The organism is Muricomes intestini (assembly GCF_004346165.1).
GTDB lineage: Bacteria > Bacillota > Clostridia > Lachnospirales > Lachnospiraceae > Muricomes > Muricomes intestini.
The window spans coordinates 1-16,324 of sequence record NZ_SLZZ01000032.1; the positions used below are offsets into that span (position 1 = coordinate 1).

The 16,324-nt window shown below is 38.6% G+C and carries 17 protein-coding genes and 2 pseudogenes; 17 read left to right on the forward strand and 2 right to left on the reverse strand.

Features of this window, described 5'->3' with window-relative positions:
* Window positions 1–116: 116 nt before the first annotated feature.
* The 10 genes and pseudogenes from EDD59_RS18680 to EDD59_RS15490 all read left to right on the forward strand — a co-directional run.
* A pseudogene (locus tag EDD59_RS18680) lies at window positions 117–401 on the forward strand (helix-turn-helix domain-containing protein); the annotation flags it as partial.
* Window positions 402–446: 45 nt separating this feature from the next.
* Window positions 447–647 (forward strand): annotated as a pseudogene (locus tag EDD59_RS18730) (DUF6429 family protein); the annotation flags it as partial.
* Entirely contained in the window at window positions 636–1,181 is a 546-nt protein-coding gene (locus tag EDD59_RS18685) for a GNAT family N-acetyltransferase (protein ID WP_243117456.1), read from the forward strand. The pseudogene EDD59_RS18730 and the gene EDD59_RS18685, both read left to right, overlap by 12 nt.
* 126 nt (window positions 1,182–1,307) lie before the next feature.
* A complete protein-coding gene (locus EDD59_RS15465) occupies window positions 1,308–2,765 on the forward strand; it encodes an MBOAT family O-acyltransferase (RefSeq protein ID WP_132383507.1) in 1,458 nt (485 codons plus the stop codon).
* A 15-nt stretch (window positions 2,766–2,780) separates the two neighbouring features.
* Entirely contained in the window at window positions 2,781–4,202 is a 1,422-nt protein-coding gene (locus EDD59_RS17865) for an alginate O-acetyltransferase AlgX-related protein (RefSeq protein ID WP_165920961.1), read from the forward strand.
* 37 nt (window positions 4,203–4,239) lie between these two features.
* The gene (locus tag EDD59_RS15470) at window positions 4,240–5,265 is read left to right on the forward strand and encodes an acyltransferase (RefSeq protein ID WP_165920962.1); all 1,026 of its coding nucleotides are present in this window, start codon (window positions 4,240–4,242) and stop codon (window positions 5,263–5,265) included.
* 164 nt (window positions 5,266–5,429) lie between these two features.
* Window positions 5,430–6,122, forward strand: a complete 693-nt coding sequence (gene csm6, locus EDD59_RS15475) for a type III-A CRISPR-associated CARF protein Csm6 (RefSeq protein ID WP_132383511.1) — start codon at window positions 5,430–5,432, stop codon at window positions 6,120–6,122.
* Window positions 6,123–6,654: 532 nt separating this feature from the next.
* Entirely contained in the window at window positions 6,655–6,975 is a 321-nt protein-coding gene (locus EDD59_RS15480) for a DUF3791 domain-containing protein (RefSeq protein ID WP_132383513.1), read from the forward strand.
* Complete coding sequence (locus EDD59_RS15485) at window positions 6,972–7,448, forward strand: DUF3990 domain-containing protein (RefSeq protein ID WP_132383515.1); 477 nt, start codon at window positions 6,972–6,974, stop codon at window positions 7,446–7,448. Before EDD59_RS15480 ends, EDD59_RS15485 begins: the two co-directional genes overlap by 4 nt.
* Entirely contained in the window at window positions 7,448–7,669 is a 222-nt protein-coding gene (locus EDD59_RS15490) for a DUF3791 domain-containing protein (RefSeq protein ID WP_132383517.1), read from the forward strand. Before EDD59_RS15485 ends, EDD59_RS15490 begins: the two co-directional genes overlap by 1 nt.
* 76 nt (window positions 7,670–7,745) lie before the next feature.
* Here the strand turns inward: EDD59_RS15490 and EDD59_RS15495 are convergent, their stop codons facing one another.
* Window positions 7,746–8,273 (reverse strand): TetR/AcrR family transcriptional regulator, encoded by a 528-nt coding sequence (locus EDD59_RS15495; RefSeq protein WP_165920963.1) that lies wholly within the window; start codon window positions 8,271–8,273, stop codon window positions 7,746–7,748.
* Between the two features lie 126 nt (window positions 8,274–8,399).
* Between EDD59_RS15495 and EDD59_RS15500 the strand changes: the two genes are divergently transcribed.
* The 6 genes from EDD59_RS15500 to EDD59_RS15520 all read left to right on the forward strand — a co-directional run bounded on the left by EDD59_RS15500 (window position 8,400) and on the right by EDD59_RS15520 (window position 12,561).
* A complete protein-coding gene (locus EDD59_RS15500; protein ID WP_330572186.1) occupies window positions 8,400–8,786 on the forward strand; it encodes a DegV family protein in 387 nt (128 codons plus the stop codon).
* Between the two features lie 13 nt (window positions 8,787–8,799).
* Window positions 8,800–8,937, forward strand: coding sequence for a hypothetical protein (locus EDD59_RS18690; protein WP_330572187.1), 138 nt, complete (start codon window positions 8,800–8,802; stop codon window positions 8,935–8,937).
* Complete coding sequence (locus tag EDD59_RS15505; protein ID WP_132383521.1) at window positions 8,930–9,517, forward strand: hypothetical protein; 588 nt, start codon at window positions 8,930–8,932, stop codon at window positions 9,515–9,517. Before EDD59_RS18690 ends, EDD59_RS15505 begins: the two co-directional genes overlap by 8 nt.
* A 163-nt stretch (window positions 9,518–9,680) precedes the next feature.
* Window positions 9,681–10,541, forward strand: a complete 861-nt coding sequence (locus tag EDD59_RS15510) for a sce7726 family protein (protein ID WP_132383523.1) — start codon at window positions 9,681–9,683, stop codon at window positions 10,539–10,541.
* Window position 10,542: 1 nt separating this feature from the next.
* Window positions 10,543–11,466: a sce7725 family protein gene (locus tag EDD59_RS15515; RefSeq protein WP_132383525.1), complete on the forward strand. Its 924-nt coding sequence runs from the start codon at window positions 10,543–10,545 to the stop codon at window positions 11,464–11,466.
* A gap of 3 nt (window positions 11,467–11,469) precedes the next feature.
* A complete protein-coding gene (locus EDD59_RS15520) occupies window positions 11,470–12,561 on the forward strand; it encodes an RES family NAD+ phosphorylase (RefSeq protein WP_132383527.1) in 1,092 nt (363 codons plus the stop codon).
* Window positions 12,562–12,806: 245 nt separating this feature from the next.
* On the opposite strand, the gene EDD59_RS15525 is transcribed toward EDD59_RS15520, so the two are convergent.
* Complete coding sequence (locus EDD59_RS15525; RefSeq protein ID WP_132383529.1) at window positions 12,807–15,074, reverse strand: extracellular solute-binding protein; 2,268 nt, start codon at window positions 15,072–15,074, stop codon at window positions 12,807–12,809.
* A 191-nt stretch (window positions 15,075–15,265) separates the two neighbouring features.
* Between EDD59_RS15525 and EDD59_RS15530 the strand changes: the two genes are divergently transcribed.
* On the forward strand, window positions 15,266–16,318 hold the full coding sequence (locus EDD59_RS15530) for a sugar ABC transporter substrate-binding protein (protein ID WP_165920964.1): 1,053 nt from the start codon (window positions 15,266–15,268) through the stop codon (window positions 16,316–16,318).
* The last annotated feature ends 6 nt before the right edge of the window (window positions 16,319–16,324 follow it).

A 16,324-nucleotide genomic window follows, 5' to 3' on the forward strand; every position in this document is an offset into this window, starting at 1 on the left:
TCTGACGCATAATGCATCAGAATAATTTACTCAGTACCTTCTTTTAATTTGCTTGAAAAGGAAAAGATTAGGGGCATGTAAAATGGTGAATAACAATTATGAAAGGGGGAGCGCTTATGACCGGTTATGATAAGTTTAAAGAGCAGCTGTTAGAAGACCCGCAGGTTGAAGCAGAGTACAATGCGATGGAACCTGAATTTGACATTATACAGGCACTGATAGATACCAGAAAGAAGCAGAACCTTACACAAAAGGAATTATCAGAGAGAACGGGCATTACTCAAGCAGACATTAGCAGGATTGAAAATAGAACCCGAAATCCAAGCCTTGATATGATTAAAAGGCTGGCAAGTGGGATGGGAATGCATTTAAAATTACAATTTATTCCAAAACCACAGAAGAAGTATATAAATGGAAAAGAAAAAAAGACGCAAGAACAAGCAATCGAAGACCTAACGCTAATGCTGATGTACCTGACAAGGCAGCAGGAAAACAACGATTTTTGCAGATACATGGAATTAAGCTGGAAGGGCTATGACTTTGATACACTTGATAAATTAGAAGCTGATAATATGCTTTATCAGCCGAGCAAGAGTAAGCTTGTGTATCTCAGTGAAGCGGGCAGAAATCGGGCAATGAAACTGATAGAAGAGTATGGTTTTGCAGATAAAGACATTAACGAAAGATTTGAATTTCGTGAAGTCCGCCCCGAAGAAGCAGATGAGGTGGCTCAGATAGAGCAGATTTGCTTCCCGCCAAATGAAGCCTGCTCTGTACTTCATATGAAAGAACGGGCGGCAGCAGCACCAGAGTTGTTTATGGTGGCGGTGGACAAGGAGACGGGAAAGATTGCTGGCTTTTTAAATGGACTGGCAACGAATGAATATTCTTTTCGGGATGCATTCTTTGAGGATGCAGAACTGCATAAGCCAGATGGGAAGAATGTTATGCTGCTTGGACTGGATGTCTTGCCAGAATACAGAAAGCAGGGCTTGGCAAAAGAAATTATGTTCCAATATTTGCGAAAAGAATGGGACAATGACCGCAAGATAGTTATTTTGACTTGTCTGCAATCAAAAGTCAAAATGTATAAGAAAATGGGATTTCGTGATATGGGAATTGCTGATTCAAACTGGGGCGGGGAAGAGTGGCATGAGATGTGTTATGTATTAAATGCCTAAGATATAAAAGTCAAAAACATAAATGCTGAACTGTTACAATGATTTCATAAATTAGGGCATTTTTCCAGACATATTTTAATGAATCTGATATACTACGATAGTGAAGAAGAAAGTGCAGGATAGGACATGCCTTTTACTAATTTTACTTTTTTATTTCTATTTTTTCCGCTTTGCGTGGGCGGGTATCTTGTGCTCTGGGGCATACAGAAGAAAATGGGGAAGATGAACCTGCGGATTGGGGATATTTTTCTGGTACTTGTCAGCCTGGTTTTTTATGGCTGGGTGGGGCTGGATGGTATCCTGTATTTGTGTGTTTATATATTTCTTGTGTACGTAATGGGGAAAACCATTGAGAAAGCAGCCGGCAGTGTGGATAAGTTCAAAATTGCAGTTGGGATTGCGGTTCTGATTTTGGTCGGTATCTTGTATTTTTACAAATATATTGACTTCACGCTGCAGTCGCTGAACGATATTTTACAGACGGACTTCAATCTGTTTTATCTGCTTGTGCCGCTGGGAATTTCTTTTATCACGTTTTCTGCGATTTCCTATGTGGCGGACATTTACCGCGGAGACAGCACGGCGGGGAGTCTGCTGGATGTGGCGCTCTATATCTCCTTTTTCCCAAAAGCAGTATCCGGCCCGATTGTTCTGTGGAAAGATTTTCAGCCCCAGATAAAGGCCCGAACTAAGGCTTGGGCTGTCAACGATGCACGGTTTATGTATGGACTGAACCGGATTATGGTCGGGTATGCCAAGAAAGTGCTTCTTGCGGACAGCTTTGGCGCGATGGTTGCGGATATACAGCAAAAGCTTGCAGGCGGCATGGATATTCCCACAGCGTGGTGGTGCGCGCTTTTGTATATGCTACAGATTTATTATGATTTTGCGGGATATTCGGATATTGCACTGGGGCTTGCGGAGCTGTTCGGCTTCCGGTTTAAGGAAAATTTCCATTTCCCTTATGTATCAGCCTCTATTACTGAATTCTGGCGGAGATGGCACATTTCGCTGGGAGCCTGGTTCCGGGAATACATCTATATTCCGCTGGGCGGCAACAGAAAGGGGAAAATAAGAACTCTGGTGAACCTTTTCATTGTATTTCTGGTGACAGGGATCTGGCATGGGGCAGGCTGGAACTATATTCTCTGGGGTGCTATAAATGGAGTTTGTATGGTCACAGAGCGCTGCATCCGTGACAAGAAATTTTATCTCCGCATACCTTATGCCGTGAAGTGGGCGGTTACGATGTTTGTTGTCCTTATAAGCTGGGAAATATTCAGACTTACACCTCTGTCGGAGGGGGCAGAGGTTTTGAAGATCATGTTTGGCATTACGAAATTTTCTTCAGTCAATTTTTCCTTTGCTTATTATTTTACGCCGAAAATGATTATACTGTCGGTGATTGGTGTTTTAGGGGCTACTGTTTTTCACAAGAAATGTTTTCACGATATTTACACGAAAGTGAATGAATCGAAGCTGCTGTTTGTAGTACAGGAAGCCATTTTATTTGGGCTAATGATTCTGGCAGTGATGTTTATGATAAATTCAACCTACAGCCCATTTATTTATTTTCAATACTAAAGGAGAAGGCGAACCATGAAGAAACTGAGAATATGTATGAGTATCTGCTTTTTCCTTCTCCTGCTTCTGCCGATAATTACACTAAACCGGAAGGAAAATGTGGTGTCTGAGATTGATAACCGTACCCTGACCAATAACCCTTTTAGCCCTGCTTACGAGCCGGAGAATGGAGAGTTTGATCTGACGGAAGGGATTGAGAGTTATTTGGAAGACAGAATCGGATTCAGGGATGACATGATATATGGATATACGGTTTTGAATGACAGCCTTTTTCACGAAATGGTACATCCGACCTACATGTATGGAAGGGACGGATATATATTTTCAAAGATGGGCATGAACATTTCTTTTGAGAGTTACCATATTGTCTTTGCCGATATGGTAAAGCAGATACAAGATTACTGCACAGAGAGAAATGTCCCTTTTCTGTTTGTGTTTGAGCCGGAGAAAGCAGCTCTCCTCACCGGCAAATTGGGGGCGGGTATCAACTATAATGACGACTGGGTGGCACAGTTCGAACAGGCTCTTGATGAACGGGGCGTCCATTATATTGATAATTTTGATGTTCTGCAGGCAAAACTGGATGCAGGGGAGGCAGTGTTCAACAAACAGTATAATGCAGGCCACTGGAATGATCTGGGGGCATTTTACGGCGTGAACCACATGCTGGAAACTATGAAAAAAGATTACCCCGGGGTACATGTGAATGAAAAAAATGAATTTGATATTCAGCAGAAACTGAATACTACACTTCCGGTGTCCAAATTTCCTATCCATGAGTATGAGCCTATTTTCTATAATCATGCCCAATTGGTTGACAAAACAGAGGAATATGATGCCGAAGTAAGGCGGGATGAGAACTACGGATACTTTGAATATGTGGCAAATGAGGAGCGGCTGAAAGAAGGCTCTCCCAGGACACTGGTTTTTCAGGGAAGCTATATGAATGCGATGGGCTATAAGTTTATGGAAAACAGCCTGGGTGAATATATCGCAGTACACGATTATCAGAATGTCATTGACTTTGATTACTATTACAACATATTTAAACCGGATTATGCCGTGTTTGAGGCGGCACAGTATGTGATTTCCAATACCTATTTTGATTATGCCAAAATGACAGAGTTGGATTTAAACCCGGTGCCGGAGTCTTTCGGCGCTCTTCCTGTGGAAGAGAGGGGGATGTCTGAGATTTCGATGGAAGCGGCAGAGGGGGAGAAACTGGTTACGGTTACTGTAAAGGGACTGCCTGAAGAGATAGGATATGTATGGCTGACAAGTGCCGGGGAAGTCTTTGATCTTCAAAAGAAAAAGGATGAGGAAGATCCAGGGGAAATGGAGTATGAGATTACTCTGGAGAAGGATAAGTACCGGCTGGATTCACTTGAAGTGGAGTGCGTTAATAAAGAAAAGACGAAGATTACAATATATAAATAGGGATGAAAAGAGATTGCCAGAGGGGTGGAAATTGCCGGTGAAAAATAGAGTATTTTATTTTGATTTATTAAATATTGCAGCGTGTTATGGTGTAGTGTGGCTTCACTGCAGCGGCGATGCATTTACGTTTCGGCTGGACAAATATTGGATAACAAGCCTGATAATACAGGTGATCGCTCACTGGGCAGTTCCTGTCTTTTTTATGCTGACCGGAGCCAATCTGATGGATTACCGGGAAAAATACTCAACAAAAGTTTATTTTCGGCGGCGGTTTTCAAGGGTTTTTATTCCGTTTTTCGTGTGGAGCACCATTTATCTCATTTGGAAATGTAAGCTGGGCTGGATTAAATTTTCCGGTGGAAGAGAGCTGTTAAGTCTGTATCTCAACAACGGAATCGAAGGAATATTCTGGTTTTTCTATCCATTACTTGCAATTTACCTGAGCATTCCTGTGCTGACCATTTTTGCAGAGGAAAAATATAAGAAACAACTGTATTACCTGACAGGTATGGGTATTGTGGCATATTCCTTTCTGCCTCTTCTTCCGGGGCTGTTCGGCATTTCCTACTCTGCAGATTTAAATCCTCCAGTTGTAGGCGGCTATATGATGTATGTGCTTCTTGGATGGATTCTTAAAAATGAAAGCTTTAGCAAAAAAGTGAGGTGTATCATTTACGGCGCAGGTGCGGCCGGAGCCGTGATTATGTTTGCAGGTACTATTTTGCTTTCATTGAAGGCAGGCGAGCTGAATAATATCTTCTGGGATTATATGGCCTTTCCCACACTATTTATGGCGTGTGCAGTATTTCTATTGGCGAAGCATAGACACTTTAAGATATCTGAGAATGAGAAGATTGGTCTGGCGGCAGCAAAACTGTCCCAGGCAAGCTTTGGGGTTTATCTGATACATATCATGATAATAGACTTTCTGGTGCTGAATGGACATGTGAATGGAGATTCACGATGGTGGATGGTGTTCGGGGCTGCCGGGGTGTATGTCATAAGTGCGGGGATAGTTGTAGTGTGTAAGAAAATTCCGGGAGGGAAGTATCTGTTTCCGTAGGGGAATGCCTCCTTTTAATTTAATGTAGACTGAAGCTAATGTAAAAAAGTGCTTACTATATGATGTAAAGAAGTGCTTACTGTACAGTGAAAAATCTGCTTACCGTGCAGTGAAAAAACTCCCTACCGTGTGGCTGTAAAAATATCTTACCATGCACAAACGATATGGAAGATGGGATATCGGAAAATGCACACGCGCTGTTGGAGATTGCCTCAGAGCGAATGAAATTGAACAGGAGTAAAGTCAATTCACTTCTAGAAGAATATTCATATGACATTTATCCTGTGAAAGAGAGAAAAAAACAAAAAGTGTTTGAGTATGCTCTCGGAATACAGATGAAATTATATAAAAGGGAATATGCAGATTTCCTCAGAGCAATTACACCGATCAGCCTGGATTTAATGGTTACAATAATGGAGAAGTACTGTAACGTAAAACTCAGGGATTATATCTATATTGACACTAAGAATGATAAGATAATGTGGAGTAAGAGTAAGCTTATGGGAACGGATGTTTTGGAAACATTAGAACAAGGATATTACCCAAGGCCTTTTAGATATGGAAATGTTTATTCGGCACACATTTGCATAATTATTAAAAATCTATGTACCGAAGATAAGCTAAAAGATTCTGTGTCCGCTTTGCATGACGTAGAAGAAAAAGTAAGAAATAAAGCAGCTCATGAGATTATGTCTGTGACAGATGAATGGATATATCAAAGAACAGGCAGGCACGCGGAGGAGATTATGAATATCATCAGATATCTTTGTGGGCGTACCGGGGTTGTCAGCAAGAAAGAAGCTTGGAATTCATATGATGATATGAATAAATTGATTATTCAGGAGTTGGAAGCGTAAATTACTGTACCAGAAGATCATTGTCTTTAATTACTATTACAACATATTTAAACGGAATCATGCAGCGCCTGCGGCGGTAATGTTAAAAGATGTAGAAGATTGCAAAGGAAAAGTTTTACATTTTATTAAAGTTTTATGTTAATATATGATGTAGGGGTCAAAAGGTATTTTGCCCCCTGATACCTACGGATTGCTCCGCACTTTGTGCTCCCGCAATCCTAAAAACATTCGAAATCCGCTCTACTCGGGCTTCTTTCTCATGTTTTACGGGTCCCAAAGTCATGCTTTTTCATGCAAGCATGAAACGCATGACCTTTTGACCCTGGTATCAATATATTTATATTGTCAAAAACGTGGCGCTCGAAATACGTTGACTTCAAAGTCGAATGATAGGTACGTAGATGTATGTTTGAAAATAATAGCAAGGTTGTTGAAAAGGAGAATGATGCAGAATTTTCATAAAGTTTGCAGCATTTGTGATACAAAACGGGATTTATACGTACCTGCAGGAATAGATTAGGAGATGATAAGCATGGCAACGAAAAATAATTCACGTGGGATTGATGCAGTAACACAGTTTTATGAACAGATTGCCAATAGTCCATCCACAGTCGCAGAACAAAGTCGGGAAGATATAAGCAAGAATCAAGTAGAATTTTCTGTGTTTTGTATTGAAAATGTGGCAGTAAAATTAGGAATATCCGGTGATGAAGTTTACAGATTGCTTACTAAGGATAATGACATTTTGGATGAGTATATTATTCCGAATTATGAAGTGCTTCATACACAGGACAAAGAGTATATTGTGAGCGATATTATTGACTATATGAAAGAATGCGGGGTACTGAAATGATTGTTTATCATGGTTCTTCCATAGAGGTTTCAAGACCAGACATTTACCATTCTAGAGACAATGTGGATTTTGGAAAGGGGTTTTATATAACATCTATTAAGGAACAGGCCGCTAAATGGGCAGCAAGATTTCGAAGGCATCAGGGAAAAGGTGTTATTTCTATATATGAATTGGATATTGAGGAATGTAAAGCGAATTATAGTGTGCTTGAATTCACTGGATATACAGAAGAATGGCTTGACTTTATTACCACGAGCCGCAGATTGCAGAATACGAGTAGTTACAATATCGTCATTGGTGGTGTAGCAAATGATAAGGTTTTTAATACAATAGAATTATATTTTGAAGGTTTAATTGAGAAAACAGAAGCAATTAAAAGGTTACGATATGAAAAACCAAATCTTCAGATGTGTATTCGAAACCAGAAATTAATCGATGAATATCTTCATTATAAGGAAAGCGAGGAAATCTAATGGAAGCCAATCCGATTTTATTGCAGAAAAAGTATGCCCGAGTGATAGATGATTTTGCAAAATGTGTTGGAATTAATATTAGGGAAGCATTAGATTTTTTCTATCATTCTGTAACATACAAAGACATGAGCGAAGGAATTTCGGATATGCATTGCCGAAGCGATGAATATCTGGCAGAAGAATTGAAAGAAGAATTTCTAAAGAAAAACGATAATAATTAGTGCCTGCTGGCCAAGCCCCTGCGCCTTGCCCCGGCAGAACAAAGCATCAGCAGACCCAGTTCTCCTATGACCCCTCTTAACTGTATATTTTATAAATAATCTTAGCCAGTTCCTCCCCCGAGGGGGAGGAACTATCTGCGAAACAGGATAGATAAACATTGTATAAGGATCCTGCGAAGGCCTGCAAGGTATAGTATCGTTCTATAGAGTCGGAGTCATGGTACCACATCGACAAGATGTAATCAGACAGTTCAGTCAAAAACAGTTGTCCCATGCCTCCGGCGAACAGAGTGTTTAAAAATTCTTTATGTATAGAAAAATATTGAAAGCAGTGGAGCATATTTGGCATATCGAAGAATTCAGTGTGGCAGTCCTGCTCATAAAATTCCTGGCGGTAGGCTGCAAAAATATCCTGCAGATGGCGTGTGAAGATATCCTCTTTTGTTGTATAGTTTCTATAGTAAGTCATTCTGGATACGCCGGCCTTATTGGTTAGTTCAGAAATGGTGATTTCTGACAAGTTTTTCTCTTTTAATAATTGTATAAGCGCAGTGACCAGACATTCCTTGGCAATCTGGTTGGCTGTGTTTTTTGTATTTTTCATAAACAAAAAGCCCCCTTTTGTAACAGTTGTCCATTGGCATATTGAATCAGAAAACATCAAATGTTACAATTTGTAACATGAATATTATAACTAAATAAAAGAGAACAGGCAAGAGGGAGGTTATTTATGGATTCAGATTATGTTATCAGCTGCTGTTCGACAGCAGATTTAACAGCAGGGCATTTTGAAAAAAATAGTATTGCATATATATGTTTTCATTATGAATTAGATGGAAAGGAATATACCGACGACCTGGGACAGTCGGTGTCATTTTCAGAGTTTTATGAAGCCCTGAAGAATGGGGCAGAGACAAAAACTTCACAGGTAAATGCAGAGGAGTTCGAGTACTATTTTGAAGGCTTTCTGAAAGAAGGAAAAGACATCCTGCATGTGTGCCTGTCTTCCGGTCTGTCCGGGGTCATAAAATGCTATTGTCGACTGTATGGAACAGCATGCCGTGGGAGGACTCGGGTATGCAGAGAAATGTTATATATCGCAGGCAGACTCTTATGAAGACGCAAGTAAAGTGGCATCGTTAGTGGAAGCCAGATTCCCACATTTAAGAGGGCATGTGGAGATAAATCATGTAGGAACGACAATCGGCAGCCATACTGGCCCGGGAACGGTCGCCTTGTTTTTCTGGGGGGATATAAGAAATGAATAATCAAGAAAAAGTGGCTAAGTGTATCCGTGCAGTTACCGTTCCGCCAGTTCTGGTCACAGTGATGCTGGTGATTTTGTATGAAAAATGTACGGTGATTTTTCACGGTGTAAGAGATTTATGGGTGTCACTGGTATGGCTTGGCATTTGCCCGGTTCTGGCATACCCGTTACAAAAGATCCTTCCAGGCTGGAGAGAAAAGGGACGCCCAGGCCAGAGAAAGCTTGCATTTATCTGCTCTACAGTGGGTTACTTGATTGCTGCGGTATACGGTCTGGCAGCCCATGTAAGCTTAGAGCTTCAATTGATTTTTAATACTTATCTCTTATCCGTTATCCTTCTTGCTTTTTTAAACAAGGTAATCAAGAAAAGAGCAAGCGGGCATGCCTGCAGCATCACCGGACCTCTCATATTTCTAGCTTATTTTGTGAGCTGGAAGATGGCCGCCTTCTGCATTTTTATTGGCGGGATGAGTTTTTGGGCCTCGTTAAAATTAAAAAGGCACTTGCCGACGGATTTGCTTGCGGGCAGCGGTACCTGCTTTGTATCTTTTGCTATAGCACTTGTGATCATGGGAATATAAAAGAAATTAAGCTATGAAAAGATAATCTATTTGTATATTTATTGAGAGTAATGCGACATAATAAAATTATATTATGAAATGTAACTGTGATTTTACGAATAACTGTGATAGAATAATAAAAATGAAATGTGGATGATTTTTATAATGGAAGGAGGCGAAGTGAATGGAAACAAATAAAAAGAGTAATTTAAATCGAATATTTACACGTAATATGCTTCGCCATTTTATAGAGGGAAAAACTGATAATACATATTCAGCAGTGGTAAGACGTTATACCATCGAACCTGAAAAAAAGAATAATAAAGAATTGATAAGTGAAATTTATTGTGAGTTAAAGAGAAATTATCGCAATGAATATTTTTATAAAAATACTCTACTCAATAAGTTGCTTTTAGGGGTACATAGTGTTAATACTACTACAGCATTAACAGAAGTATCAATAGCCAAATCAAAAGCAGATTTTGTTTTAATAAATGGTAAGGCCATAGTATATGAGATAAAGACGGAATTAGATAATCTTGAAAGATTAAGTTCCCAAATTGACGATTATTACAAGGTATTTGATCATGTAGTAGTGGTCACCTATGAAAAGAACTTGCAACAACTCAAAAAAATATTATATAATCTTGACAAACCAGTTGGGATATATGTCTTGAGGAGAAATAGTCAATTAAAAACAATTAGAAAACCAGAAAAATATATAAAGGATTTAGATAAAGAGACTATTTTTAAATTGCTAAGAAAAAGTGAATATGAAGAAATAATTTTTCAACATTATGGTTGTTTACCTAAAGTTACTCAATTTAAATATTATGCAGTATGTAAAAAAATGTTTCTGCATATGCCAATAGAAGAATCATATTTATCTGTTCTGAAACAATTAAAAAAAAGAATGCAGATAGAAAAAGAGGAGTTTGCAAAAGTCCCATATGAACTGAAGTTTTTGTCGTATTTTATGGAATTGAGCAAAAAGGAATATCAGGAACTGGAAGCTTTTTTAAATTGTCAGTATGGAGGTGTTTAGTATGTATTTTCCTTATTTGAGAGGGCGGCAATTTGAGTTGATTGCGCTCCGCGAATTGGTGGAAAAGAATGTGTTGAGTGATAGAATTATTCCTATTATTGAACCGGTAAAATTATCATCAACATTAATTAAAACCATTGATGCGTATGGTGAAAACAAAAGACCATTAGCACTTATTACAAATCCAAGGGTTGGAAGTTTCAGCAGTGATGCAAAAGAAGAGAAAAATGAAAAACTTCAAATAAGTTTATCGGAACGCTTAAAAGGAAATCCTTATATTCTTTATATGAACTTGCTTAGGGCAAAAGTTTACCCTATAAAATTTATTGAAAGTCATGGGGATAATATGGGGACGATTTGTACTGATAAAGATGCTATACCTGTTTATGAGGCTTGCTTTGCGGAATTGGATACCAAATATAATCTAATTCCAGATGAAGGCGGATTTAGAAGAAAAATAAGAAAGAATAGAGTTATTTTTGCGGATAGGTTTAATAAACAAAATAGAAATAATGATTATATTGATGTGAATGATGAGCCTTTTTCGGAAGACCATTTATATTATAAAGAAGATGGATATGTTGGGTTTGCCGACTACTCTGTGGTAGGGGAGGAATATAACGATACAGGGTTTGCACCATATGCAGTCGCAATACACATTGTCTATTTTGATACGGATGAAAGTTTACGGGTAAAGCATTTTGTATCAGATTCTAATGATGATATCAGCGATCCTGCCGGAAAATTTCAAGAGGCATTGGCAAAACTCATCGAATGGAATGAGGAGAAAAAGCTTGACACGCTGGCAATGAAAGCATTTGAAGATTTATACCGTCGGGAAGCTTATCCAGGCCTTGGACCAGTAAAGAAATTGTCCATTATGCATCATCTAGAATTGATAGGAAAATATTTTGATAGGGAGTAGTGTATGGTATTTTGTGAAAGATGTTTTTGCGATACAGAAGTTATCTCTGTTATTCGAAGTAAAGCGAAAATAGGTGAATGTCCACTGTGTCATAGTAAAAACGTACATATATATGATACTGCAAAATATAAAGACTTGAGTATATTGTTTGATGACTTGCTGAGCATTTATACGCCCGTTTCACAGTTACCAGCATCATATCCTAAATCAGAAACGAGTTTGTTAAAAAGTGAATTGATAAATAGCTGGAATATTTTTAATAAAAGAAGTGAGTCTGATGTATATAATATTATTATTGCAATATGCAAAGAGAAATATGAATATAATGCAGAATTATTCGATCAGCCCGTGGGCATTCAAGAATTGTATGATGAGAGCTATTTAATGAAGCACTCCCTTTTGACTACAAATTCTTGGGATGATTTTGTGAATGTATTAAAAACGAAGAATCGCTTTCATACACGTTATATAGATGTGAATCTTTTGGAAAGATTTTGCTCATATGTCCGTAAGCCATATAAGGCGGGAACCGCCTTTTATCGTTGCAGAATTTCATCTGAGGATGGAATCATTGGTAAAGAAATGGGGGCACCACCTGTTCAAAAAACAACAGACGGAAGAGCTAATGCAAGAGGAATTAGATGCTTATATTTGGGTAATATTGCTGAAACAACAATTTACGAAACCCGGGCAGGAGCGTATGATTATGTGACGGTAGGAAAGTTTGAATTGAAAAAGGATATTATTGTGGTTGATTTAAAGAAAATTAATCAAATAAGTCCATTTATTGAAGGGTTAGACTGTTTGGAGTGTGCAATTAATAAAGCGCACCTAAATAAGATAAATGATGAGATGGGCAAGGTTATGAGAAGAAGCGATAGTGCTTTAGACTATCTTCCGACTCAGTATATCGCAGATTTTGTAAAAAGTATTGTTCATGATGGATTGCCGGAATATGCAGGAATAGAATATAAAAGCGTAATGTATAGTGAGGGGTACAATTTAGCAGTGTTTAATCCGGATTTATTTGAATGTATTGGAACGGATGTGTATAGAATTGATACCATTCATTATAATAAGCATATTTTAGAATAGTTTTGCAGAAAAGAGGGGGGCTGTCGGGGAATTACCTACAGTTCCTATTTTATTGATGCATTAGAGGTGTATACGGCTAAATACAGTGTGGATGATAAGTGTAAGTATTATTTGGCATTTAATAAAGAAAGCCTCTCTAGTATATTGATGATTATTTAACAGAGTTGCTTACAAACATCCAAGTGATAAATCAGTGAAACTAAAAGCTGCCCTGGGATGTTGACGAGCCAGGGCAGTTAACACATCTATTTTTGAAGATATTTCTCAACTAGTTGTGACAATTCTTGATGCGTATTTAAGAGCGCTTCCTGAACTTCTAATTTTGTTTCTAAAAGTTTATAAATCCATTTGCAGACAATCTCATCAATTTCATATTGCGGCACTACTCTATTATTTGATAATTTTGGCGGAATCGTTGGTTTAGTATATTTATAAATGGAATGATAAAGTGGAAGCCATGGGTAAAGTTCAGTTAATTCATCATTTGTGTAAACACTATTGATTGCGGGCTGTCCTCCCAACAAGGTAAAATAATTAGCAACTTGTTCATCACAGGTCCATTTCAAAAACTGAAAGGCAGTGTCTTTATGCTTAGAATGACTGCTGATTCCAAGACTCCAACCGCCTAAGAGCGGTGAGTGCCCCGGAATCAAATGATAACCGATGGAGCCAATCATGCTGCTTTTTCTCAAATCTGTTACATCTGTGAGGAAGGAGGGATAAGAAATCAGCATAGCTGTTTCACCAGACAAAAAATCCTGAACAGCACTGGTATCGGTGGCTATTCGATAATCTGGCTTCGCACTTTGGATGGAACGGATAAAATTAATATATGCCTTTAGCGACTGTTCAGAATCAAGGCATACCTGTCCGGAGGAGTCAAAAAGACTTCCACCGAAAGAGCGCAGACGCATATAAATTTCTGGGGTTAGGCACTCGCTGTACGCAGTAGGTATTGACATACCATATTTAATTGCGGAAGTTTTATTTGTAAAGAAGTCAGCAATGGTGTTAAACTCCTTGAGTGTTACAGGAGGGCGGAGGGAAATATTATTTTCTCGCTCATATTCTCCCTTTAATACTGAATCTTCGAATAAATCCTTGCGGTAATAAAAAATTTGGGGTGCATACATAAACGGAATACCATAATAACGTCCATTAAAAACACTATAATACTTAAGGCTATTTTGTAAAAAAATACCCGTATCTAAGGAGTTCATTTCATCGGTAATATCCTCAAGTATATGTTCAGCTGCCAGTGAGGGCATCCAGGGAATGTCATACATAATAACATCGTAAGGGGTTTCCTTGTCAGACTGATGTTTTTCCAAGATTGTTTCATACAGCCGGTGATGGGGTAAAATTGTGACATCGGCAGTAATTCCAGTGCGGTTTTTAAAGTTGCGCAGCAGACCTAATATAGAATGTACCTGTGGAGTATCCAGCATGAGTACACGGATAGATTGTGAGGGTAAACTTTTCTTCTCTAAAAAGTGAGCTTTACTGTTGGCTGGTGAACGGTTAGGTATAGAGCTCAGTCTGCGGCCGCTTAAAATAATTCTTTCTGTTTCTTTGGTAAGAGGGGATTGCAGTTGCTCCATTAAAAGTTTCGAAGCAAGCTGTCCTAACTTCATTGCAGGGCGCACTGCAGACGAAGAAGCAAAAGAGTGTGTATGAAGGTTCCAGTGCTCTTCCCCCAAAGTAAAGACAGGAATGTTTTCTATGGTATACCCTAAAATAGTAATCCCTTCAATAATTCCCGCAGCAAGTGACTCGGAAGTGGTTACAATCGCATCTGGCATTAAAGCTCGTATGAGCTTTGTTGTTTTGCGGAAAGCATCTTCCTTGCTCATATCTGTTTTTATGAGAAATTTGTCTGAGGGATCAAGTCCATGATTTTTATATGAATCACAAAACCCGCGAATGCAGTCTGCTTCGCAAACAAATTTACGAGGTCCGGACATCAAATAAATATCGTGGTATCCATTCTCCAAGAGGCTGTCTACCATATCTCGAAGCAAAACACGATTATCAAAAGATACAAAATTTGTGTCCAGACTGTGGATGTTTCTGTCGATCAGAACAAGAGGTATATCTTGTGAAGTAAAGTTGTCATAATAAAACTTCCAATTATCTGGTTGACAGGAAACAAGGATAAGTCCACAAATCTGCTTTTTTAACAAGTTATGGACAATATTGTCCTCAAATTCCGGGATATCTTCGGAAAATGCGAGGTTCATATAGTAGTCTGTATTTTGAAAAAAGGTCTTAATTCCCTGAAAAAGCTGTACATAATATGAGTCGTTCAAACTGGGGAGCACGATTCCTATATCTGTGCCAAGTTTTGTCTTTAAAGTTTTCGCATTCTGATTCTGAGAATAATGGAGTTCACTAACAGCATACTGAATTTTTTTTGAAAGTTCTTTACTTACAGGTTTAGTCTGGTTTAGATAGTTGGAAACCGTAGCAATGGAAACCCCGGCTAATTTTGCAACATCCTTTATTGTAGACATATAAGTCCGCCTCTCATTAATTGTATTGTTTTTTTAATATAACATATGTAGAAGTATATGTAAATTAGGTAAAACGTTTAAATTAAAATAGAACAATATTTAATTTAAATTATTGACTATGAATTTAACGAAAGCTAAAATAAAGTCAGAATCCATAAGAAATACCAATATTTTAAAGAGGAGGAATGAACATGAAAAAGAGAAGGATTCTTGCAACATTGTTAACAGGGGTAGTTTTTTTAAGCCTAATTGGATGTGGAAGCCCGGTTAAAGAAACGAAAGGTACTGTCAACAGCGCAAATGAAGGAGGAGAAGAGAAATTAAAGATTGGTGTATCTATTATGGAATTGACGGCTTATACATGGTATCAGGGGGTGGTAGATGGATGCAATCAATGGCAGGATGAAAATGCAAAATCCAAAGGAGTGGATGTGGAATTTGATTTTGAGGATTCCAGATCAGATGTTCAGACTATGTTGACAAATTTGGATAATATGCAGGCGGCGGGCTGTAATGGGATTATTCTTTTTCCTGCAGATGCATCCTCCGCAATTCCTACAATGAAGGAATGTGTGGATAGTGGTATTCCAGTTGTGGTAGGTGACTATGCACAGAATCCAGCTTCGGACAATGATGTTGTATGGTCTACCTTTGTTGGCCATGATATGAAAGCGCTGGGGCAAAAAGCAGGTGAAGAAGCAATAAAATATCTAGATGGTCTTGGGAAAGATAATCCAGTATGTCTGTTTATTACAAGACCCACGTCCGGACAAGTGTCTTCAGACCGTTTTGAAGGATTTAAAGAAACCATATTAGCCTCATATCCGGATGCAAAGATTATTGAAGAAGGAGATACAGCCGCAGGAAACCGTGATTCGGCACAGACGTTAATGGAAAATATCCTTCAGAGGGAATCTACAATAGATGTCGTATGCGGACACAATGATGCAGAAGTTGTCGGAGCATATAATGCAGCAATGGCCCAGGGAAGAAATGAAATCAAATTTGTTGGCATTGCAGGAGATATTGATGTTCTTGGCTGGATTCAAGACGGAAATGAAGCATGGCTCGGTGAAGTTCTGCAAGATCCGGTGGTTCTTGGATATCAGGCTACAGATGCCATGATTAAAGTTTTGGTTGATAAGGAAGAACTTCCTGAAAAGTATGAGCTGCCGGAGCCAGAAGTTATCACAGAGGATAATATTAACAATTATGATTGGAAGAACTGGAAATGGCTTGGATAAAGAGGA